The 23,991-nt window shown below is 38.4% G+C and carries 17 protein-coding genes and 1 tRNA gene; 7 read left to right on the top strand and 11 right to left on the bottom strand.

Annotation, left to right across the window (positions count from 1 at the left end; translation table 11 throughout):
* Positions 1-48 precede the first annotated feature (48 nt).
* From rsmG to P0106_RS05945, 3 genes are all read left to right on the top strand, one after another.
* Positions 49-759, top strand: coding sequence for a 16S rRNA (guanine(527)-N(7))-methyltransferase RsmG (rsmG, locus tag P0106_RS05955; RefSeq protein WP_004114039.1), 711 nt, complete (start codon positions 49-51; stop codon positions 757-759).
* 298 nt (positions 760-1,057) lie between these two features.
* Positions 1,058-2,008 (top strand): ParA family protein, encoded by a 951-nt coding sequence (locus tag P0106_RS05950; RefSeq protein ID WP_174160350.1) that lies wholly within the window; start codon positions 1,058-1,060, stop codon positions 2,006-2,008.
* On the top strand, positions 2,008-3,288 hold the full coding sequence (locus P0106_RS05945; RefSeq protein ID WP_101886667.1) for a ParB/RepB/Spo0J family partition protein: 1,281 nt from the start codon (positions 2,008-2,010) through the stop codon (positions 3,286-3,288). Before P0106_RS05950 ends, P0106_RS05945 begins: the two co-directional genes overlap by 1 nt.
* 95 nt (positions 3,289-3,383) lie before the next feature.
* On the opposite strand, the gene trxB is transcribed toward P0106_RS05945, so the two are convergent.
* The 5 genes from trxB to P0106_RS05920 form a co-directional block, all read right to left on the bottom strand.
* The gene (gene trxB / locus P0106_RS05940; RefSeq protein ID WP_004114045.1) at positions 3,384-4,325 is read right to left on the bottom strand and encodes a thioredoxin-disulfide reductase; all 942 of its coding nucleotides are present in this window, start codon (positions 4,323-4,325) and stop codon (positions 3,384-3,386) included.
* 37 nt (positions 4,326-4,362) lie between these two features.
* A complete protein-coding gene (locus tag P0106_RS05935; RefSeq protein ID WP_004137677.1) occupies positions 4,363-6,846 on the bottom strand; it encodes a protein kinase family protein in 2,484 nt (827 codons plus the stop codon).
* A 125-nt stretch (positions 6,847-6,971) separates the two neighbouring features.
* Positions 6,972-8,759: a murein biosynthesis integral membrane protein MurJ gene (gene murJ, locus P0106_RS05930; RefSeq protein ID WP_020760296.1), complete on the bottom strand. Its 1,788-nt coding sequence runs from the start codon at positions 8,757-8,759 to the stop codon at positions 6,972-6,974.
* A complete protein-coding gene (locus P0106_RS05925) occupies positions 8,756-11,179 on the bottom strand; it encodes a DUF6049 family protein (protein WP_415691103.1) in 2,424 nt (807 codons plus the stop codon). Before P0106_RS05925 ends, murJ begins: the two co-directional genes overlap by 4 nt.
* Entirely contained in the window at positions 11,172-11,936 is a 765-nt protein-coding gene (locus P0106_RS05920; protein WP_004114048.1) for an NUDIX domain-containing protein, read from the bottom strand. The genes P0106_RS05925 and P0106_RS05920 overlap by 8 nt, the downstream gene beginning before the upstream one ends.
* A gap of 42 nt (positions 11,937-11,978) precedes the next feature.
* Between P0106_RS05920 and P0106_RS05915 the strand changes: the two genes are divergently transcribed.
* Positions 11,979-13,448, top strand: coding sequence for a CCA tRNA nucleotidyltransferase (locus tag P0106_RS05915; RefSeq protein ID WP_004114050.1), 1,470 nt, complete (start codon positions 11,979-11,981; stop codon positions 13,446-13,448).
* A 70-nt stretch (positions 13,449-13,518) separates the two neighbouring features.
* Here P0106_RS05915 and P0106_RS05910 read toward each other — a convergent pair whose 3' ends face one another.
* The 6 genes from P0106_RS05910 to P0106_RS05885 all read right to left on the bottom strand — a co-directional run bounded on the left by P0106_RS05910 (position 13,519) and on the right by P0106_RS05885 (position 20,071).
* Positions 13,519-14,142: a LytR C-terminal domain-containing protein gene (locus P0106_RS05910; protein ID WP_009993929.1), complete on the bottom strand. Its 624-nt coding sequence runs from the start codon at positions 14,140-14,142 to the stop codon at positions 13,519-13,521.
* 141 nt (positions 14,143-14,283) lie between these two features.
* On the bottom strand, positions 14,284-15,174 hold the full coding sequence (gene rsmA / locus P0106_RS05905; protein ID WP_449270898.1) for a 16S rRNA (adenine(1518)-N(6)/adenine(1519)-N(6))-dimethyltransferase RsmA: 891 nt from the start codon (positions 15,172-15,174) through the stop codon (positions 14,284-14,286).
* Positions 15,175-15,177: 3 nt separating this feature from the next.
* Entirely contained in the window at positions 15,178-16,704 is a 1,527-nt protein-coding gene (locus tag P0106_RS05900) for an aggregation-promoting factor C-terminal-like domain-containing protein (RefSeq protein WP_449270897.1), read from the bottom strand.
* 424 nt (positions 16,705-17,128) lie between these two features.
* Positions 17,129-17,202: transfer RNA gene (locus tag P0106_RS05895), tRNA-Thr, on the bottom strand.
* A gap of 106 nt (positions 17,203-17,308) precedes the next feature.
* The gene (locus P0106_RS05890; RefSeq protein ID WP_004114060.1) at positions 17,309-18,250 is read right to left on the bottom strand and encodes a DsbA family protein; all 942 of its coding nucleotides are present in this window, start codon (positions 18,248-18,250) and stop codon (positions 17,309-17,311) included.
* Positions 18,251-18,349: 99 nt separating this feature from the next.
* Positions 18,350-20,071, bottom strand: a complete 1,722-nt coding sequence (locus tag P0106_RS05885; protein ID WP_004116436.1) for a serine/threonine-protein kinase — start codon at positions 20,069-20,071, stop codon at positions 18,350-18,352.
* A gap of 353 nt (positions 20,072-20,424) precedes the next feature.
* Here P0106_RS05885 and P0106_RS05880 point away from each other — a divergent pair, with 353 nt between their 5' ends.
* The 3 genes from P0106_RS05880 (at position 20,425) to P0106_RS05870 (ending at position 23,766) form a co-directional block, all read left to right on the top strand.
* Complete coding sequence (locus P0106_RS05880) at positions 20,425-21,552, top strand: ABC transporter ATP-binding protein (RefSeq protein WP_004114066.1); 1,128 nt, start codon at positions 20,425-20,427, stop codon at positions 21,550-21,552.
* A 193-nt stretch (positions 21,553-21,745) separates the two neighbouring features.
* On the top strand, positions 21,746-23,161 hold the full coding sequence (locus P0106_RS05875) for a DUF4032 domain-containing protein (protein ID WP_004114068.1): 1,416 nt from the start codon (positions 21,746-21,748) through the stop codon (positions 23,159-23,161).
* Positions 23,162-23,319: 158 nt separating this feature from the next.
* Positions 23,320-23,766: an RbsD/FucU family protein gene (locus P0106_RS05870; RefSeq protein WP_004114069.1), complete on the top strand. Its 447-nt coding sequence runs from the start codon at positions 23,320-23,322 to the stop codon at positions 23,764-23,766.
* The last annotated feature ends 225 nt before the right edge of the window (positions 23,767-23,991 follow it).

Below are 23,991 nucleotides of genomic sequence, written 5' to 3'. Positions count from 1 at the left end.
AAAAAATGTTTTATTGTGTTACTTTTTATTTGATAAGCGCGGGGAAGTATGGAAGAAAATTTAAATAAAGATAATAACGATAATACTCAAGAGACAATTGATGAATTAGAAAATTCACCATTGCTAAGCGAAGTTTTAGGTGATGCTCTTGATAAATGTAAGATGTTTCACGTGAAACTTCAAAAAGAGGGCTTGCTGAGAGGATTAGTTGGACCTAGAGATATGAGTATTCTCTGGGAAAGACATATATTAAATTCTGCAGCTGTTGTTCCTTTTATTAAGGAAGCTATTAAAAAGTCTAAGAAAAAATCTATAGCAGACGTAGGAAGTGGTGGTGGATTCCCTGGTATTGTTATAGCAGCATGTTTGCCTGATTGTGATGTAACATTAATTGAACCTATGGAAAGACGCGTTCTTTGGCTAAAAGAATGTGTAGAACTTATGGGATTAGACAATGTCACTATTTTTCACGGAAGATCAGATGAAATTATTGAAAAAATAAAATCTCATGATATATCACCGTTTGACGTTGTAACGTGTAGAGCTGTAGCACCTATGACAAAACTAGCAGGGTGGACTATCCCTCTATTAAATACGCATGGTCAACTGATTGCGTTAAAGGGAAAATCTGCCCAGGCTGAAATTGAGAAAGCCGCAAAAATGATCAAAAAAGCGAAGGGTGTGAATCCTAGGGTTGTTGATGCTCCTGTTGCAAATGGTCTTCAATCTACGACTGTTGTATTAGTTGACAAAGCATAATTCATATTATTAATTACATATAAAATAATTCGTTTCACGTGAAACTTTAATCTTCCAGTGTTTTACGTGAAACAAATATTTTTATGTAAAAATGTTTGTATAAAATACGTATAATATAGTTTATTTTGTTTTCTATCTTTCGTCATTTTCCTTTATATTTAGCACGTGTTTCACGTGAAACTTGTGCTCTTTTTGCTGTGTTTTATGTCCATAGAAGAAACGAAACTTGAAAATACTAAGGTTTAAATTGGTTAAATTATGGTAATTTTCCCATAGGTGGTCGGGGGTGGATGAAGTTATGGTGGAGTCAGCTGAAGATACGATTAAGCGTATTTTTGGAGATTCTGGATCTTCCTTAGGTAGTGAATTGGCTAATATATCAAGCCGATTTCATGCCATTGATGGGGTAGTTTTTCCTAAGCCTAAAGAAACGCGATTTATTGCTGTTGCGAATCAAAAGGGTGGTGTTGGCAAAACCAGTTCGGCTGTAAATTTATCTGCAGCTATGGCTATTGGTGGTTCAAAAGTTTTGTTGATTGACATGGACCCTCAGGGTAATGCTTCCACAGCTATGAATATACCTCATTCTTCAGCAGATCCCTCTGTTTATGATGTTATCGAGGGAAGAAAAACTATTGCTGAAGTAAAGAAAACTTGCCCAGATATTGAAGGACTTGATGTTGTTCCTGCTTCTATTGATTTAAGTGGAGCAGAACTAGAAGTTGCGCAGATGGAAGATCGAAATAATCTTCTTAAAAATGCTGTTAATGAGTTTCTTGGCAATAATAATGAGCACTACGATTATGTGTTTATTGATTGTCCACCATCTCTAGGTCTTTTGGTAATTAACGCGATGTGTGCTGCTCATGAAATGCTAATACCAATTCAAGCTGAATATTATGCACTAGAAGGATTAGGACAACTCATTAGGACAATTGGATTAGTGCAACAACATTACAATCCTACGCTGGTTGTTTCAACAATGTTAGTAACGATGTTTGATAAGCGAACTCTTCTTGGTAGAGAAGTGTTTCAAGAAGTTAAAAACCATTATCCAAATATTGTTCTAAATACTACCATTCCAAGAACTGTCAAAATACCAGAAGCACCAAGTTTTAATCAAAGTGTTATAACTTATGATCCACACGGAACTGGAGCAGTGTCGTATAGGGAAGCTGCGTTAGAGATAGCAAATAAGTCTGATGCTATTTTAGCTGTAATTGACGCTAAAAGAGAGGGTAATGCATAATGAGTACAACTAAATCTCGTTTAGGCAAAGGGTTAGGGGCGCTATTTCCTGCACTACCTGGGGAAAATGCTCTTGTTAATGCTGAGGCAAAAAATAATGAAAATGTTTCACATGAAACATTAATACAAAAAGATGTTTTTAACGATGTTTCACGTGAAACTAAAGTTCCTAGTATTGATAAAGCAATTTCTCCACATGAAGGTCAAAATAATGTTCAAAAAACCACCGTTTCACGTGAAACAGTGCCGCCGATTGCTAATAAAAATAAGCATTCGTCAAAGCGATCTTCTATGCCATCAATTGACGATGTAACTAGACCAATTGACTTTTTCTTTGGTGATTCTGCGTCTAAAACGTTTGTGTCTTCAAAACAAAAAACTGAAGAAAAGAAAATTTTTAATAAAACAATTGATGAAAAACACAACGCGGAAAATAAAGAATTAAAACCTGTTGAAGGCGGCTATTTAGCATATTTAGATCCAACTGATATTGTTCCAAATGCTCACCAGCCGCGTACGATTTTTGATGAAGAAGAGCTTCAAGAATTAGCTGCATCAATCAAAGAAGTTGGAGTTTTGCAGCCTATTGTTGTGCGAAAAATTAATAACATAGATCAAGAGGATACGCATAATGCTCATTATGAATTAATAATGGGTGAGCGCAGATGGAGAGCAACTCAATTAGCTGGTCTTAAAAAAGTTCCAGCAATTGTTAGAACAACTTCTGATGAGAATATGCTTAGAGATGCTCTTTTGGAGAATCTGCACAGAGTTGCTTTAAATCCTTTAGAAGAAGCTGCAGCGTATGCTCAGATGATTGATGATTTTGGATTAACACAGGTTCAACTCTCAAAATCTGTGTCTAAATCACGTCCGCAAATAGCAAACACTTTACGTCTGTTAAATCTTCCAGCTAGCGTGCAAAAGCATGTTGCATCTGGTGTTCTTTCTGCAGGTCATGCTCGCGCACTTCTTGCTTTGCCTACATCTGAAGAAATGGAATCATTGGCAAAACGAATAATTGCAGAAGGCTTATCTGTTAGAAGTACTGAAGAGATTGTGTCTATTAGAGTAGACAATAGTGATGAGTCTTCTAAGAGAAATAGGGTTCAAAGAAATAATAAGTGGGCGCATTCTCCTATTAGAAAACAACTTGAGAATATATTTTCTACAAAAGTTGCAATTAAGGGCACAGAAAACCATGGAAGAATCGAAATTGTATTTTCATCTCCAGAAGAAATGCAAAGGATTTTTGACATTTTAGTAAACAAAAAAGATTAGCAACATAAATTAACATAATACAAACTGAAAAGCTTCAATGAATTACTTTTAAAGTAATTCATTGAAGCTTTTTGTTTCACGTGGAACATAATTTATTATTCGCTTAAATCATTTAAATAAGCTTGAGCATCAAGAGCAGCGCGGCAGCCCATTCCTGCTGCAGATATTGCTTGCCTATAAACGCTATCTACCACATCTCCTGCAGCAAAAATACCAGGAATAGATGTTTTAGTAGATGCACCCTGTACTGAAATAGTTCCATCTTCGTTAAGAGCTATAGAGTTATTTAAGAATGAGGTTGATGGTAGATGACCAATAGCAACGAAAATACCAGATGCTTCAATATCTTGAGTTTCTCCAGTTACAACATTTTTTACAGTTACAGACTGAGCATCTTCATTGGAACCATTTATTGATTGAACAACAGAGTTTAAAACAAATTTAATCTTCTCATTTTTGCGAGCTCTATCAATCATGATTTTAGAAGCACGGAATGAATCGCGCCTATGAATCAATGTTACAGAAGAACCAAATCTAGTTAGGAACAATGCCTCTTCAAAAGCTGAATCGCCTCCGCCAACTACAACGATTGGTTTTCCTCTAAAGAAGAATCCATCACAAGTTGCACAATAAGAAACACCTCGTCCAGAGTATTCTTGCTCTCCAGGAACCCCCAATTTTCGCACTTGCGAGCCTGTAGAAATGATTACTGCATTTGCTGTATAAGTTTCTCCATCGTCTGTTGTAACTGTCTTCAAATCGTCCTTAAAATCTACAGACACGACATCGTTTAATATAATTTGTGCTCCAAATTTTTCTGCTTGCTTTTGCATAGCTTCCATTAAATCTGGTCCAAGTATTCCATCTACAAATCCTGGATAATTTTCAACCTCTGTAGTGTTCATGAGTTGTCCACCAGGAGTTAATGCTCCAGCAATGACCAAAGGAGTGTAGCCTGCGCGTGCTAAATACAATGCCGCAGTATAACCCGCAGGGCCAGAGCCAATAATTATTACTTTTTTGTTTAGTTTTTCCATAAAATATTCCTAATATTCTCAATAATCTTAATAAAATTTAGTAAATTTTTACGTAATTAATGTATAGGCTGTTTTGAGGCATAGAGTCCTCTGGAACCCACAAAATAAAGTCTTGTGCCGTAATAGGTTTTTTGAACTTTACATCTGTTACACCACTGGCATCAAAGGTAAAATCAGCAACTTTATCTCCAGCACTAGGATCATTTTTAGAATTCGCAATCAAATAACCATGTCCTCCAGAAGAACGAATTGAAACAACAAAACGATATGCTTCTTGAGGTTGAGCCAAATGCATGTAATAGCCATAACCTCTCTGGTTAGCCGTGTAATCCAAGAATTGTTGTACATCTATAGGATAAGGCGTAGTGTTAGTAGGCATTTTAGGTTTTGGAACCTGCTTTACCTTCTTACTCTTATTAAGTTTTTTATGCTTACTTTTATTTGATTTGTTTTCTTTATTTAATTTGTCTTTCTTTGCGTTTGCATCAGCCTTAGAAACAGCATTGGAATCAGATTTTGCTTTATTCTTAGACGAATCACTTTTATCTTCTGGAAGAACACCTTGACTTCCAAAAGGAACATTTTCTACGCTTTGAGAATCCCACGAGTTAGATTTTGTAAAACTAGAAGGAGCATCATGAGAATTAAAAAGACTATGCAAAGATAATGCGAATACCACTACAACCAATATTGCAACAACACTGATTGCAAGAACCTTTGTTGAAATACCGCCAAAAATTTTTGCGTCTGCTATATCCACGCCATTCTGCCCAGAATTCTTTTTGGACTCCAGAGATTCCTGACGCTCATGAGGCTGGAAACTAGGAGGCATTGAAGAATAAGATGACTTTAAAGAACCGCCATCATAATCTTCATAGTCACCATTTTCCAACTCTTCTTCACGCAAAGCGCGTGCAGATTCTTCTCCAGGAGCAATAAAACGCCCATTACTATCTACAACTGGAACCCTACCTGTTGATTCTGCTTCCAAAGGTAAACTTTGTGGTCTAGACATCAGCTCAGTGTGTTTAGTGTTATCTGTGAGAAGGTCTTCAAAATCAAATCTTCTAGGCATTAATGGGGAAGCTAAATTATCTTTTTGTGAATAATCGTTTTTAGAATCTGATTCGTTTTCTATATTGTTATATTTTTCTGCTTCTTCATTATTTAACGCATCAGAAGACTTGCTTTCTGAATAACTAGGAAAACTTGTGTATGTGGAAGATAGGTTGTGGAATATAGAATCATCTGCATCAAGTTCCGTAGGTGCTAAAATATTAGCCATTTCTGCGGCAGCAATATCATGGAAGTCATAATCTGTTCCAGTAGAGTCAGTTTCTGTAGAAGAATCTGAATTATTATCTAAATCGTTCTTATTGTTTCTTTTAAGAAGAGCGCTTAATGCTCCTATAGTTCTTCCAGCATTTTTTAAACCAGCTCCTGCTGCAGACAATCCGCCTGTAAAACCAGCATTTTTATTGGATTTACCCTGTTTACTATCATCTAGTTTCTCAACAGAGTCAAGACTGTTATTGGACTCCTGTTCTGATAATTTATTTTCGAGCAAGTCCTCATTTTGGGCTAATCCTTCTGGAAAATCAAGAAGATTTTTATCGTCTTCTGGAAGCAATAACGCATTTTGAACGGAGGCTTTACTTGTAGTTTTATCAAAAATAATATCTTTATCAGAAAGTTTTCTAACAGGAGTATAAGATCCAAGTAATGCTAATAGCTCTCCTATTGATGCCATAGGTATAATATTGGAATCTTCTGTAGAAGAAAGTCCTCTTCTACAAATCATAGAAAATTCACTAGGCACTCCATCTGTAAGCCTAGAAAGATTAAATACAGAATTATTCTGAGTGTAATTTGTTCTAGTTAGTAGAGCATATAGCAATGCTGAAAGTTGATGCGTAGCAATATTTTCTATGCTCTTATTTTGAGCTTTAGGATGGTTAAAATCGTTACCTGAACCTTCGTCGGCAGACTCTACAGCAGACTCCCCATCTTCTGCTGACTTTTTTGGCTTTTCATCTTCAATAGTCACATCTTTTAAAAGAGGGCTTATCGGAGCATCTGCCAGTTCTACTCCAGAATCAGTAAGCCTTACGGTATTCGTAGAAATAGCATAGTGTGTTATTCCATCTGCTAACAGTTTACTAAGCGCATTAGCTGTTTCTGCAACTATGGAACGTATTGCTTCATAGCTAAGTGTTGAACTATGTAGCTTCATATAATCGCTTAAAGTTACTCCAGAATCCAGCTCGGTTATAATAATAGCGACATCATCTATATGATGAAGCTTCAAAACTGGCGTAAATTTGCGTATTCTGGACAGAGCAAGAGTAGAAGATATAGTGTTGACTTCTGGAAGAAAACGAGAATCACGTACTATAAAAAGCTGACAATCGCGAGCAAGTATACGATCGCTAGCATGCCATGCTTGAAGACCCGCTTCTTCGCGCAAAGGTGATACTAAAGCGTAGCGATCAAGTATAATATCTCCCAACTGAGGTTTCATCTACTCCCCGTCTTCCTACATGAGTAATGAATAATAATGCGTTACATAATAAATCCCACAAATTATTGTAACTGTAGAATCTAGTGAAACGCCCTGAGTTACTGCATTTAATTATCTTGATTTAATTATCGCTCACTGTGTTGATTTATTTTCGATCTAATAATCCTAGTATGTGCATTCTTATTATTTTCACTATGATTAGTCTGTTTATTATTTAACTTGCTTTTATTGATGTTTTCAAGATTCAACAAAAATGGCAGTTTTACACCGATTCTTCTAAGAATTGGATTAATAAGACCTGCCAGTTCACTCGTTCTTAAAAGTAACAAGATAGATATGTAAATAATCGCCAAAATAATGGTGATAATTGCACAAACAAAAATCGCAAGCAACCAACGACTAACACCATGGAGGTTTGGTGAATCTAAAGAAATCCATTTGTAAATAAATTCTCTAAACAAAATTCCAACAAGAATAGATACTATAGAAGCTGCAAGCACCTTTAGATGCGTAATAACAAGCTGCTTATCGTCTAAATCGTTGTTAAAACGAGATCTAATCATTTTAACAAGCGAAGGAAAAGTGAGAATATAACTAAAAGATGCGGCTGCAGCTAAAGCGGTAACCCAATAGTTTGGCGGAAGGAATTGTATGCAAGAAAATACAATAATAAGTTCCACAAATAATTGTGCTGCACAAAACATAAACGGATGTTTGCCATCTTCAAAAGCGTAGAATGTGCGTTGAATAATCAAATACGCGCTAGATAAAGGCAATCCAAGCGAAAGCATCATAAGCGGATTTGCCATAAGATACGCTTCTTTTATGCTGATTGAAGGTAAAAGAGCCAAAGATATAGGCATTGGAATCACAATAAAAGCAACACTAAAGAAGCACATTAAAATGCTTACATTTCTAAGACAAGAGCTTAAATCTGCACGAACTGTTGATAAATCATGGTTTGTTATTGATCTAGAAATTTTAGGGAAAACAGCGGTAGCAACCGACACAGCGATAAGCGAATAAGGAAGAATAAACATTGTGTATGCGTTTTGAAAAGTAGCATTTCCAGCAACATCAAATTGACTTAACCCCAACGTTTTTTCTGCTACAGAAGGAGCGCTTGTAGTTATGTGAGTAGTTGCCATTGTAGAAAGCTGACTAACAGCCACTATTGCAAAACTCCATGCTGCAACAGGGCCCATTGAACGCAAACCAATGCCGCTAATGCCGAAACTTGGTTTGTATTTTAATCCGATTTTTCTAAGAGGAATAAATAAAACAAGCGCCTGAGCTGCAACACCCAAAGTCCAAAATCCTGCAGTAAGAAGCATAGTAGTGTTGTTCCAAAAACCCACTGGCTGCCTGCTTGCTCTGCCAAAAATTGCAATAAAAACGCCGAAGCCCACGCAACTGACGATATTTGCTGCAACGGAACTCCACGCATACATTGCAAACTTGCCTTTTGCGGCTAAAACTTGACCGAGCACGGTGTAAAGTCCATAGAAAAATATTTGAGGCATACACCATAACGTAAAAGCGTTAGTAAGAGCAATCATGGATTGGTTTGATCCAACATAGAGCCATGTTAAAACAGGTGTGGCAATTGCCATTAAAGCGGTTACGCCTAAAAGCAGAATAATCGCAAAGGTTATAAGCTTATTTAACCTATCTTTTGCATCTTGTTTTTCCAGAGTTTTAACGATTTGTGGGACTAAAACAGCATTGAAAATGCCACCAGACACAAGAGTGTAAATAAGCTGAGGGATCATGGACCCAGCCTGATATGCATTAGCTGCTAGACCTGTAGTACCAAGGGCTGCAGCAAGTAATATAGTTCTAACCTGACCAGTTATTCTTGAAGCTGCCGTGCCGCTTGCCATTATGATTGAGTTGCGGCCTACTGAATTCATTCGTCTGGATCCTTTTTACGGTGGAACTGCCTCCAAAGCCCTAAAATTCCAAGCGCGAAGGCAAATATTATAATAATCGTACCGCTTTTATCGCTGATTTGCAGCGTGCTTGTAATCATTGTTTCTTTATGATTGTAGAAAGCGCGATGGCTTCTATCTTCTAGTCCGAAAATTGCTCTAGCTTTACTAGAAGTTGTAGATCTAAGTGGCAGAATAATTTGTGTTTCACTATTTGCAGCAATCTTAACTGGAGTTTTTCTAGGAGTTACTATCTCCATTGAATTAGTGTAAGAAGTAAGATATACGCTAACAGGGTATGGATTAGTATTGCTGATCGTAATCGGCATTGTTGCTGTTTCGCTTACAAGCGTTACATCTTTTGGAGGAATAATATGTATTCCAGAAATTAAAATTTTGGATAGATTATGAGTGCCTTTAGAATCAACATTATTTGGTCTACTATCATTTACTTCTCGTTGAGCCATAGCATCAAAAAGTTTAAGAAGATTCTTACTCCAAATATTGCTGTTCTGGTTAATTTTCAGTTTTGCGTTTTGTTTTGCAAGAGATTGAACATCTGACTCATTAACGTGATGATTATTTAATTCACCGTGGTCAAGAATATCACTTATGAACTGTTTAATGTTTTCTCTATCTGAAGATAGTTGATTTAGAATTGACTTTCTATTGATTATAGATTCGTTTGATATCGCACTATCTTTAGGAACTGGATTGTACCCAAGATATTCTTTAGAAAAAGATTTTGCGTTAGATAAAGATCTTAAATCTAGCAGGGAAATCCACGGAGATTTTTCCAAATTGCTTATAACAGAATCGATATAAGAAGATGGCGTATCTTGGTGGAATGTTATAAGCAAGTGTCTTGAAGAATACGGTTGTTCCATCTGATAAAACGCGCTTTGAGCAATAATCCTGTTTAGTTTTCCAGCATTAGTGTTTTCGCCAGTTGACCTACTACTTGTTGGTTTTTCGTTTGCCAAATCACTAAGAGTTTCTTGCGAGGAAAGCACTTTTACGTTTCCAAAAGAAGTCTGAACGTCATACACGCCATTCTTAACTGCAAAACGGTGCGCTAAAGCATCAAATCCGTTTGTTGCCACAACGGTCTTATAACCATTGCTTTTAGCCTGTTCTAGTGCCTTTAAGGTCCATTTTCCGCCTGTTTGAAAAGCGTATGACTCGAATTTTGGCGCTTTACCTGTATGATCTTTTGGAATTGACGATTCTTCACTCCAAGACTCAGCGTCAATCCCAGATGATTGGTAGTAAGAAGAATTACTTGTTTCAGCATATTTACTTATGTCAAAACCGTTATTTTGCATAAATGCAGAAGGAGTGAAGCTAATTCCAGAAGATTTAAGAGTATTTAAATCTGCTATCGTTTGTAATCGAGGATGCTTTTGTGCAAGAGATATCAAAGAAGCAATATGCTTTATGCTCTTTTTGCTTAACCTTATTTTTCTATTGTCTTTAAATTGGTTTAAATCTTTGTTTACTTGGGAAGAGTCGCCAGCAACCGTTTTTGTGTTAGTTTTGTCCGAATTTTCTTTTTTAGTATCTGCTTTAGATTCCTCTTTAGAAACAATATTAGATTCGCTAGGTGGAATATTCATCGAAGGAGAAATATTCTGCTTGTTAATTTCATAACGCCAGTCAGATGCTTTAGCGACTATAGGAATAAGCAATGTGACATTAATCGGAGGTGTTTGTATGTTTTTAACGCCAATATTTGCTCGTGTTACAAACGATTTTACAGAAGAATAATGCTTAAAATCCGATGAAGAATACGTTACAGAAAGAGGCTTTGGTCCCCAATAAAGGATGTTAGAAAGATTAGGGCTGTTTGAGTCAACATCAATTTGCGCGTTATAAGATTTGCCACGAGCAAGAGCTGGAACGCTAACTTCGCCAATTAGCTGAGGAGTAGGGATTCTGGACTCGGCTTGACTCCATTTTTGCAAATCAGTCCTAGACATAAACGTGTACCAAGGGTTAAATGCAACCTGAATTTTTCCATCTGGAAAATCTTGAGAACCAGTATTTTTAACCAAAATGGTTATATGGTATCCGCTTTTGTCTGTAAGAATTGAAGTTGATTTAACTATTTGTAAAGAAATACCCTTATCCTTGGAATTATAAGATTCGTAATATTTTACAGAAGCTTGATTAACGTTAGATAAATGGCTTGTATTCTGCGATGATTCGTAAGCAAAAGCTGTATTTGAAACACAATAAAGCGGTGTAATAGCAAGCAAAAGTACTACAAGAATTAAAGTAATACTAAATTTAAAACAAAATTGAATAGGATTTTTAAAATAAAACATTTTACGGGCGATTTTATTAGTGACTTTTTGTAACTCCCGTAATTGGTTGTTTGCAAAATCAATCACATTAATCACGATTAGACCGCCTATTTGCCTTTTTAGCGTACATCCACGCTATCTTGCGTTCATTAGGATAGCTTAAAACATCATTAAGCTCTTTGAAATCCACCCAAATTGCATCTTCTGCCTCATGGTCTGGATCTCCAAGAACAGATAGTTCTCCACTAACATATTTCAAAGCAAAATGATGAACTAGCTTATGCACACGTTGACTTGTTCCAGTAAACCAGTAGTCAATAGTAGCAATAGAATCCACTACTTCTCCAAGAATTCCAGTTTCCTCATGAATTTCCCTAACAGCTGTTTGCTGAGGAGTTTCGCCTTTTTCTATATGACCCTTCGGCAAGCACCATTCCATATGCCCACTTCTTGAATGACGAGCTATAATCGCGACACGCCCAAGGGTGTCAAAAACTAGTCCTCCAGCGGAATATTCTCTCACAATAGGTAAGTCTTGAGCATCTAAAGAGGCAAAAGTTTTAGGACCGTCGTTAACTCTTCTCTGAGGCATTAAAGCTGGAGAAGGTGCCTCTAATGATGTTATTTGTTGGCGAGATTCCGTTATATCAACATGAATATTTTCAACGTGATAATCGCTCGAAAAGCTTGAAATATCAACGAAAATTGACTCGTCTTCTTCTGCCTGTTGAGGCTGTATTTTGCTTTTCATTCTAGCGATATCAAGTGGTGTAACTCGAATATCTGGCGTATTTTGGGCATGATTATCCGAGGCTCTGGCGAGCATGCGTCTTAAGTCTGCTGGGGTAACCATACACTCCACCTTACTCAATCCGCTGTGCATTGGGGTAACGGTATGCTGGAATATAGTTTGATTTTTGTTGAAAGGGTGTTTCCAAGCGTGTCTGTGAACTTTGAAGTTTGGCCTGAAGCCATGGAGTTGGGTAGATTATTCGCTAAACATAATTATGAGCTGGCTCTTGTAGGCGGTCCTGTACGAGACATGTTGTTGCATAGAACGTCGCACGATCTTGATTTTTGCACTTCTGCCAAACCAGAAGAATTTGAGCATATTCTTAGGAGTTGGGGGCACGATGGCTTTTGGGATATGGGTCGAAAATTTGGCACGCTTGGAGCTGTGCGTCGCAGAAAAGACGGAACAGAAGTAAAAGTCGAGATAACAACATACCGATGTGATGACTATGAGCCAGATTCTAGGAAACCAGAAGTAAAATATGGCGATACTTTGGAAGGTGATCTTTCTAGGCGTGATTTTACTGTGAACGCAATGGCTTTGCGTGTTCCAGATTTGGAATTTGTAGATCCATTCGGTGGAGCGAATGATTTAGCAAAAGGTATTCTGCGTACTCCAGTAGATCCTCGTCAATCTTTTGACGATGATCCTTTAAGAATGATGCGTGCTGTTCGTTTTGTTGCTCAACTTGGTTTCACTATTGAAGCAAATACTGCAGAAGCTATTTTAGATATGGTTTCTAGGTTGGATATTGTTTCTGCAGAGCGCGTCCGCGATGAAATAACAAAAATGCTGCTTTCTGCTAATCCTCGTGCTGGTATTGAAGCTATGGTCGAGTCTGGTATTGCAGATAGGGTTTTGCCAGAAATTCCTGCATTGCGCTTAGAAATTGACGAACATCACAGGCATAAGGATGTTTTTGAGCATACAATGATGGTTCTTGAACGAGCAATAGCATTAGAAACAGATAACGAAGGCGCGGTTCCTAGACCCGATTTGACTTTGAGACTTGCTGCTCTTTTGCATGATATTGGCAAACCTCGTACTAGAAAATTTGAAGAAGGCGGAAAAGTAAGTTTCCACCATCATGATGTTGTTGGAGCTAAAATGACTCGCAAACGCATGAAAGCTCTTCATTTTGATCATCATATTATTGATGATGTAAGCGAGCTTGTGAATCTGCATTTGCGATTCCATGGATATGTTGACGAGCCTTGGACTGATTCTGCTGTACGCAGATATGTTAAGGATTCAGGACACTTGTATGAGAGATTAAATCGTCTAACCCGCGCGGATGCAACTACACAGAACAAGCGTAAATCGCTGATGTTTGAGCAGGCTATGGATGAGATGGAAGAGCGAGTTAAAGAGCTTAAAAAGCAGGAAGATTTTAACGCGATTCGTCCAGACCTAGATGGCAATGAGATTATGCAATTGCTTGATTTGAAACCTGGTCCTATTGTTGGTAAAGCATATAAGCATATGTTGGATTATCGCCTTGATAACGGTCCAGTAGATCACGATATTGCTGTTGAGGAATTAAAGAAATGGTATTCCAGCTTAAATAAGTAGCTTAAATAAGTAAAGTTTTATTATTCTAACTTTATTTTGCTTTATTTAACATCATGTTGTTGAATAAAACTTATTGAACTGGATTATGATTTGCGGATTTTGGAAGATTTTTCATAGAGTTAAAATCAGCGCATCCTTTTATTTCAACTATTGTTGCACCTGCTGCAGGAACATCAGTCTTAGGTTTAAGATTGTTGAATGTTACGCCTAAAACCACGTCAATTAGCTTATCTTGTCTATCGTCCATTCGCAAAATAGCGTCTTTAAAGTTAGCAGCTAAAGTATAAGCTTCATTAATTGATTTCTTACCAAAGTAGATTGTTGTGCGTTTTACACTTTTTTCGCTATTTCCAACTTCAATCAGGTTAAAACCGCGGTTTCGTAGTCCTTCTCCTACCGCTCTTGCGAATCCACGGAATTTTGTTCCGTTTAGTACTCGAATAGGAACAGCACGATTATCGATATAAGTAGCCTTATTCTCATCTTTATTTTTTGTAGGGCAAGGCGCTTGAACTCCATAATTTGGGTCGATTTCTGGAGTTTTAGGGGCAGCAATACCAAATACATGGCATTGCACTAGAACAGCAAGAAGAAACGCTGCTCCAACACAAATTCCAACAGTAGTAAGTACAAATCGTTTCTTTTGATACATGAACTCTCTGCGCGCCAGCCGCTCGTCGTAAAATTGCGTCATGCTAACTTCCGATCTGTACTATGTTTCTGTTGCGTATCTTATTGTACGAGACTTGCAATTATGCATAAATCATAATGTTTTATACACAAAACAATACTAGCAATTTTACTTACTATGTATGACTGTGTTTTTAAAAATAATTCATATCTGCGAAGCTTTATAAAGAGCCAAGAATTCTGCGCATGTAAGGGTCTCTCCACGCCTAGTTGGGTCTATTCCGGCAATATCGTACGATTCATTAGAAATAATGCCTTTAAGAGCAGAATGCAGTGTTTTTCTTCTCTGTTGGAACGCTGCATCAATAATTTTAAACACTTTTTCTCGCTCTTGTTCATCTTCTCTTATCTCGTTATTTCTTTCAAAATAAACGAGAGCAGAATCAACATTTGGAGCAGGCCAGAATACATTTCTACCAATTAAACCAGCTTTTTGAGATTCGCCATACCAAGCCAACTTTACACTTGGAGTTCCATATGTTTTTGTGCCTGGTTGAGCGCAGAGGCGATCTGCCACCTCTTTTTGAACCATTACAAGGAAACTTGTAAGATTATTAAACTTTTCAAGAAGTGTAAGAATAATAGGGGTTGCAACGTTATAAGGAAGATTAGCAACAAGAGTAAAGTGTTTTGCATTTGCTAAATTGGGAACGTCTTGAGCGTTTAATTCGAGCGCGTCTTTAAGAATCACATTAAATCGTTCTAAGGCGTTAGGCATAAATTCTTTAACGGTACTCGGCAAACGTTTAGCAAGCGGAGGATCTATTTCTACAGCCGTAAGATTTGCGCCAGCTTGAAGAATCGCAAGTGTAAGAGAGCCAAGACCAGGGCCTACTTCCATAACAAAATCGTTTGAATTAATTTTTGACGCAGTAACGATTTTCTTAACCGTACCAGGGTCAATAACGAAATTTTGACCGAATTTTTTAGTAGGAGTAATACCCTCTTCTGCTGCAATCCTACGAATGTCAGCGGCTCCAAGAAGAGAGCCTTCTTGCTCACTAATATTATTTTGTGTCAATTTAATACCATCCAAACTTTAATACCATCCAAACTTTTCTGAATGCTTCCATGCTTCGCTAGGATCCCCGTATTTGCTTTTAATGTAATTAATTCCCCACGTTATTTGTATTGATGCATCTTCGTGCCAATTTGCTCCTGCGCTCGCCATTTTGTTTGCTGGAAGAGATTGTGGTATTCCGTATGCGCCAGAGCTTTTATTTTCTGCGTTCCAACGCCAGTGAGATTCTCTTGTCCACAAATTAACAAGATCTTCCCACATTGCACCAGTCCAACCAATTTGAGCACATGCAGCTTGAGCATATAGCTTTGCTTGCTCAGGAGTGGCGTGAACCATGCCATTGGGATTGTTGGCTGGTGGAGCAGGTGCTGGTGGGGCTGCAGGAGCGGGAGCTGGCGTTTGTGATGCTGGCTGTGATGCTGCAGGTGCTTGTGTTTGAGAAGAGGAAGAAGGATTTTGCTGATTATTCGCATTAGATTGATGCTGATTTTGTGAATTACTATTGTTATGGTTTTGAGAATTTTGCACACTTTGTTGGGATTGACTATTTTGAGAAGGTTTTTTAGATTCTTGTGGTTTTATTTCTTGTTTAGTGTTAGTTTTATTCAAATTAGTATTGCTAGAAGGTTTTTGTGAAGTCTTTCCGTTAGTGTTGTTACTACTTTGCTTATTCTGCTTAGGGGCTTGATAATTAGGTTTGCTACCTACAGCAACAATCTGATCTGTTGTAGGAGTAATCACGTTTTGTTTTATTAATACAGAGCTTTCTGCTTTACCATCAACATAAGTCACATTGTATAAATCTGTTCGCTCGCCATTTATTCCAGATTGTCTAACAACTCTCACTCCAGATGGCAAATTTGGATCATTTATCGTTCTAGTGTTAAAAGGAACGATGACATTTCTAGATTCTTTTCCATGAGTTACGCGAAGAATGCGTAATACGGTTTGTGATCCATTTTCGCTTACGGTAACTCTATCTTCTTTTCCCAAAACGATTCCTAGAGAATCGAGAATAGAACTTGCTGGAAGTGTTCCATCTGGCGCTATCCTAGATTTGCCATCGCAAATAACCTCTACAGGTCCTTTTTTGTTAATAGACAATCCTCCAGTGAGTTTGTCGTAAATATTCTGCAAATTTACTGTGATTTTTGCAGCATGATCTGCATTTGCTTGGAAGAATCCAATTAGTTGATCTACGCTGGTTGCAACAGTCCAAAATGGTATTGTTATGCCATCTACTGTTACAGAAGTTTGGTAAGCGCTCCTAACAGTTACAGTTGTGTGATCTGCAAGAATTTCTCCCGAAGTACTAATAACTTGATCATGCGTTTTAACGGGTATTTTTTGTTCCTGCAGAAGTCTTTGTGCAGTAGACGCATAGGTTGTGACAATTCTTGTTTTACCATTGACAATTAGAGCTACAGATTTGCGCGCAGAAAGAGTAAAAATCCCAGTGCTTGAGATAATAAGAGCCAAAACGCATACAAGGATGCGTATTCTTCTCATTACAACAAACCTCTGAGGCGTCCATCTGCGTGCCATTCAACCTCACTTCCAAAGTAAAACTGAACTTTAATTATATATAATGCTCGCAACTGAGCTAAAAGCTTCTAAATGTTGATGAAATCTATCATAAAAATGGGGGCGGGAGAGAAGGGGATTGTTCCCGCCCCCGTAGAGGAGGAGCTGGTTGGGGGACGCTCCACCCTCTTACTCGGAAATCCTGAGTTGGGGGAAGATTTCCGAGAACTTACTCAAGCAAAGTCTACAATGCAAATCTTTTGTAAGTTTTTATTTTATGTTTTATGATGAATAAGTCTTACTTTTTATAAATTATCATACGACAAATCTATAAACGTATTTGCTTTAATTCTAACCCTTTAATGCAAATTTTACTAAAATTGCCAAAAGCCTTCAACTTAACACTATTAACGATCGTATTTTAACAAGTAGAAGAATAAAACAGAGCCTCCTGCCGGGATCGAACCGGCGACCTGCCGCTTACAAGGCGGCCGCTCTGGCCATCTGAGCTAAGGAGGCACGTCTCTGCGTGCAATAACTAGCTTGCGCGCAAAACATTGATTAGTGTACCAGCACCCAATGCCAAAATGCAACTTGTTTGCGCTGAAACACTAATCAACAAGAACTAGTCAATAGGATTTGGCTGATCTTTGTCAGTTATTTTTGGCATAACACCTTCAACTCCAACCTTAGATTTGTCTAACCCAATAGACTTAAGAATTGCATCTGGTGTACTAAGCTTCTTCTTGCTAACTTCAACCATATCAAGAAGTTTCCCGTTGATAGTAGTTGTAGGAGTTGTCATAGCTCCCTTATTTTGTCCGCTAACATTCCACAAAGCTTTACGATTTGGAGTATCGGAATTAATAGCGTCTTGCCAAGCGAGATAATTCCTATCAAACGCTTTACTTGCTACCTCTTTGCTAACTCCAGCCTTAACTGCCTGTTCAATAAGCTTTTCATTGCTTACAGGTTTATAATCATCGCCTTCTTCTGGCTGGAAATCTTCAGCAAAAATGTTGTTAATAAATTGAAGCAAATGCAAAGGATTGTCGTCGTTAGACGAAATGTATGCGATTGCGCCAGTTACACGTGTTGAATAGTGGTCGCTAGAAATTCGATCTAAGAATGACATTGGGTGAATCTCAAGGTTAATCTGACCAGCCTTCATCATGGCAATAAGCATTTGATCGGAATCGCGATTAAAATTACCGCACCCAGGGCATAGTGGATCAGCATAAACTGCAATGGTTGGAGCATTCTCAACTGTTGTTCCATAGCCGTTTTTGCTGATTAAAATTCCGCCCTCGTTGTTAGCGTACTTAGGCTTTTGGTTAGTCGTAAGTTTTTTAACAGCGCGTCTTGCTTGTTGAGCCTGCTCAATTTTCTTTTGATTTTCCATATTGTTTGCATTAAGAGCCGTAATGCCAATCGCAGCAATCATGCCAAGTAAAATAACCACAACAACGATTCCAACAATAGTTTGCTGGCGTAACTCTTTAGCCTTTTTGTCTTTAAGATCCTTACCATTGTGATTCTGCATGCTGTTTTGATTAATGTTTGGCATGTTGTTCCTTTCTTCACAGGTTTCTGTACAAGCAAATTTGGTGATGTTCTCGTGGAATAAAAATATCTGCAGAATAGTCTAGTTGACGGTATCAACTGTCTATATTTCTTGCTCGTTTGAGATTTTTCCCGCTCCGAGAATTGCTCCTGCCCCGATTCTGAAGATCTTAGTTTTCCCTAAAATAAAAGCAATAATCCATCCTGCTATAAAACCAATAAGATATCCAATTGATGTTTGAGAGAAAACCTCTGGAGAGTAAGTTGGAAAATGTATGGTAATAAACCATATTTTGAATTTAATTAATTGTGGAGTTGCATGAATCATAAGTGGGTAGATGTATGCGCCAATAACACCTGTAATTATCATTGTGACTAATCTAGGTATCGTGTAAATAGACGCTCGTACAAAATGCCAAGGTATACTCCCGATTCTTATTAGCCAATCTTTTCCACCGGTCGAATCATTTGCGGATTGTCTGCGTAATTGCGCGCAAACATTGTATCCTATTGTGGCTGTAACAAGCATAAGAATAATGTTTGCAGACAGTGCGTCAATAATAGAGAATACTGAAATAGATGAGGAAAGTATTGCAAATATTATTAAAAAAAATGTTCCGCGAAACATGTATTTGCTTATTTTAGGATGTATGTTACCCTGTTCAGAATTTTTTGCGTATTCTTGCTTATTCTCGTATTCCTGTTCATCTTGATAAACATTATTCTGCTCATCAACATCTTGTTGATTGAAATTTTGTCTATCAACAATTTTTGTAGAGTCATCAGAATCTGTATTAAAACGTGTTGTATTAACAGTTGTTGTAAAATCACTTCTTTTAGTATCTTCAGAAACCCACATTTTTCTAGGATTTTCTGACATAATCCGAGTTTGTGTTAGCTGATTAGGTACGGTTAACCCATCAGCCGTATAGTCAAAAGGGTAGTTAGATTCCTGTAAAGACAGGGGATTTAACGCATCTTGGTAAATAGCTTGCTCAAGTTGTTCGGGAGTACAGCGTTCGCTTCTTTTAGGACTCAATGCAGATCTAAATGCATGCATAGTATTTATAGGGAGTCCATTAAGATTAGCGTTTCCTGAAGCTGCCCTTTCCAAAACCGCCATTATTGGTTTTGTTCCAAAAACAGGCTTTCCTGTTGCAGCAAAAGCAAGAACTGCAGCAACACTCCACCAATCCGTAATCTCGTCAGAGTCTGATCCTTCAATGATTTCTGGAGCAATAAAACCAGGGGTGCCCATAACTAAACCAGTGCGTGTTACATGTGATTCGCCCTGACCCATAGATATACCAAAATCAACTAAAACTGGTCCTGTTGTAGAAATCATAACGTTTGTAGGCTTAATGTCTCTGTGTATTATTCCAGCGTTATGAACAGCTTTTACTGCATCGATTAGCTTATGAGCGAGTCGTTCTAAATCGTCTGCGACATATGGACCATTAATAGCGACATCTTCTTTAAGATTGTGCCCATCAATTAGCTCTGTAACTATAAAGGCTATGGAAGCATCAAGCTCCATATCTACTATTGAGCACACGCCTTCGTGATGAATTTTTTGTAAAGCTAGAGCTTCTCGTTTAAGTCTAAGTCTTGCTTGTTCTTGAGGATTAGTGTTTTCTAATGAATCTAAATCTTCACTTTGATCTTCTAACATAGATGCGCGCAGAATTTTCATTGCGTAAAGTTGGCCACCATCATCGTGAACGCGCCAGACAGACCCCATAGCGCCTCCGCCTAAGCGTTCAATTAGCGTGTATCCGCCAATGTTTTGACCAGAACGCAAATCAAATATGCTCACATCTTCCATAATGCATTATGGTAATGGGAGAGTATGCCAATTATGCGTTTTGGTGGAAAATTTATACAAAATTTTATAAACAAATGTTTATATATTTAATGCATATTAATGCGTGTTTGTTAAACATTGTTTATATGTGATTTATCTGTTCGACACGCCGAAATGCTAGAAAATACTGTAATTTTGCTGTTTTTACTAAATAAACATGATATATTAGAGCATGGCTCAACGAAGAGAACCTTCAATGAACCATGTAAGTAAATGTGGACGATTGACGCCGCCGACGTAGGACTTGGGGTCTTGAGTGCACACCCTTCACAACGGATCGTTCGGCACGTACCTGCCGATGAAAGGAAAATATCATGGCAGAAGTTGTATTTGATCATGTCACCCGTATTTACCCTGGCAATGACAAGCCATCGGTTGATGATTTGAACATGACTATTAAGGATGGCGAGTTCCTTGTACTCGTTGGTCCATCTGGTTGCGGTAAGTCAACTACATTGAGAATGTTAGCTGGTTTGGAAGAGGTTAACAAAGGTCGCATTCTTATTGGTGGTCAAGATGTTACTACAATGCAGCCAAAGGATCGCGATATTGCAATGGTGTTCCAGAACTACGCATTGTATCCACATATGACTGTTGCAGACAATATGGGATTTGCTCTTAAGATTGCAGGCGTAAGTAAGGAAGAAATCCGCAAGCGTGTTGAAAAGGCTGCTGAGGTTTTGGATTTGACTGAGTACTTGGATCGTAAGCCTAAGGCACTTTCTGGTGGTCAGCGTCAGCGCGTGGCAATGGGTCGTGCAATTGTTCGTGAACCAAAAGTCTTCCTCATGGATGAGCCTCTTTCCAACCTTGATGCAAAGCTTCGTGTACAGACTCGTACACAGATTGCAGCATTGCAGCGTCAGCTTGGCGTCACTACCCTTTACGTGACCCACGATCAGACTGAAGCTTTGACAATGGGTGATCGTATTGCTGTAATCAAGCTTGGTGTTTTGCAGCAGGTTGGTGCTCCTACCGAGCTTTATGATCGTCCAGCGAACGTCTTCGTTGCAGGCTTCATTGGCTCCCCATCTATGAACATCAACCAGCATCCAGTTGTTGATGGCAAGGCTCAAATTGGCGAAGATTCCATCACTCTTCCAGCAGAAGCTGTTGATAAGCTTACTGAAGAAGATAAGGGTCAGATTATTGTCGGCTTCCGTCCAGAAGATGCAAGCTTGGCAACTTCTGATGATCCAAATGCCTTCTCCTTGAAGGTTGTGAACGTGGAAGATCTTGGCTCTGACGGTTATATTTACGGAAACATCATCACTGATGGTTCTCCAGAAGAAGCGTCTACAATGATGAGCGACCAGAACAAGCTCACAACGATTCGCGTGAATCCACGTGCGCTTCCAAAGGTCGGTGACACTGTAAAGATCAAGATTGATCCATCCAAGATGCACCTGTTTGCACCTTCTACAGAGCTGCGTTTGAACTAATTGCTGTTTTCTTGGGTGCTTTGTCTAAAGTGCCCAAGATTTCTGTATAAGGGTATGGCGGGGTTCGCTACGCGAGCCCCGTTTTCGCATCGTTTGAATTATTTACGATTAGTTATAATGCGATTAGTTATAATTTGATTGCGATTTATTATTCAATTATTGGCGTTCGAACTTAACGGGTAGATTAAAGTTTATGGAATGGAACGATACTCCTTTATTGGATCCACGTGCTATGCAAGCAACATCAGTATCTGCGCAGGATGAAACTGTATCTTCTGCAGAGCCTCAAGCTTTGAAGATTACTGCCGCAAGCTCTAATCCTCAAATGTTTATGCTTCCGTGGGAGCTTCCATTATCTCAATGGCCTACGAATCTTTTTGTAAACTTGCCGCGCGGTATCTCTAGGCACGTTGTGCGCTTTGTGCACGTAGGTGACGAAGTGTATGCAATGAAGGAAATTACTCGTCAAGTTGCTGAACGAGAATATGAGCTTTTAAGGCGTTTGCGCAAATTGGAGCTTCCAACCGTTACTCCTATAGCGGTTGTAGCTGGTAGAAAAGATAAGAACGGTGAACCGCTTGAGGCAATGCTGGTAACTCGTCATCTTAAATTCTCTCTTCCATATCGCGCTCTGTTTGCTCGTACCTTAAGACCTGATACTGCAGAGCGTTTGATTGATGCGCTTGCTGTGCTTATGGTTCGTCTGCATCTTTCGGGATTCTATTGGGGAGATGTTTCTCTTTCTAACGTTCTATTTTTAAGAGACGCGGACGCTTTTACAGCATTTCTAGTTGATGCTGAAACAGGTGATTTGCATGGAAGCCTTACAGAAGGTCAGCGTGAATACGATATTGATTTAGCTCGCACAAACATAATTGGCGAACTAATGGATTTAAGTTCTGGTCAACTTTTGCCTGGTGAGGTTGATGAGATTAGCATTGGAGATAGGCTAGTTGACCGTTATCATTCTCTTTGGAGCACGCTTACAGATGTGGACAAATTTAGCCCAGACGAAATGTGGCGTATTGAAAGACGAGTCAATAGGCTTAATGAGCTTGGTTTTTATGTTGACGAGTTGGAAATGAAGACTTCTGTGGATGGGCGAAGAGTGTTGGTTCGTCCACGAGTTGTGGATGCTGGTTATGCTTCACGTAAGCTACTTCGTTTGACTGGTCTTGATGTTCAGGAGAATCAGGCTCGTAGGCTTCTTAATGATTTAGATGCTTATCGTACGTCTACGTGGCGCCAGGGCGAAGAGTTGGAGATTGTTGCTACTGATTGGATGCGTGAGGTGTTTGAGCCTACGGTACGCATGATTCCTGCTGAGTTTAGATCGCAAATCCAACCTGCACAGTTCTTCCATGAAGTATTAGATCATCGTTGGTTTATGGCGGAACGCGTTGGGCATGATGTTTCTATGCAAGACGCTGTAACAAGCTATATTAAGAACGTTTTACCGCAATATAAGATGGACAAGCGTGTTTTGGCAGCGATTAATGCGGATGCTGATTCTGGTGTGGTAGATGATGAATACACGTATTCCACTTCGTCTCCTATGACTCGCGATATTGATGAAGATGACCAAGACGCTAGTGTTTGGGCTAGTTGAATTCACTCGTTAGTTCATATTTTTCTTTAATCAGCAAAGAATATTTTGCTATAATTATGGAATTTTTTATTAATATCGTGTGATATTATTCAACCTATTAGTTGCCAATGATTGTCAACTAACGGAAATAGTTATTGTGTAAATCAAAGGAGATTTCTATGTTAAAGGGCATTGATCCCATTATATCGCCAGAATTATTGAAAGTACTTTGCGAAATGGGACATGGAGACGTTTTGGTTTTGGCAGATGGAAATTTTCCAACCGAATCGGTAGGAAAAGATGCAATTGTTGTTCGTTGTGATGGTCATGGTACTTCAGAATTGCTAAAAGCGATATTGAAGCTTATGCCTCTTGACCAGTACACATCTAAGCCAGTTACTCTTATGGAAGTTGTTCCAGGGGATTCTTGTGAAACTCCAATTTGGAAAGACTATGAAGATATTATTTCTGGTTTTGATAAGCGCGGCGCTAATACCATAGGAACCTTGGAGCGTTTTGCATTTTATGATGAAGCGAAGAATGCGTATTGTGTGGTTGCTACTGGTGAACGTGCTCAATATGCGAATATTATGCTTCGAAAAGGTGTGGTTTTCGCTGGAGAATAAATAACCCTTATACCAATAAACCCCACCAGAGATTCTGATTAGAGTATTTTTTAACACTGCATTGTTGTAAATAAGATTTTTGTAATTTCTTATTTTGCGCTGCAGTGTTTTTAGTTGTGTATTGATAAAACTTGTGGTTTTGAGTGTATGGTGTTTTTTGTTAACTTAGTATACAATTAATTCTGGTTATTATAATGAGTGTAAACAATACGTATATGCGATGCA

It is taken from the genome of Gardnerella sp. c11Ua_71, assembly GCF_055818025.1.
Note: the sequence above shows the minus strand (reverse complement) of the source record. Positions and strands in the feature narration are given on the sequence as shown.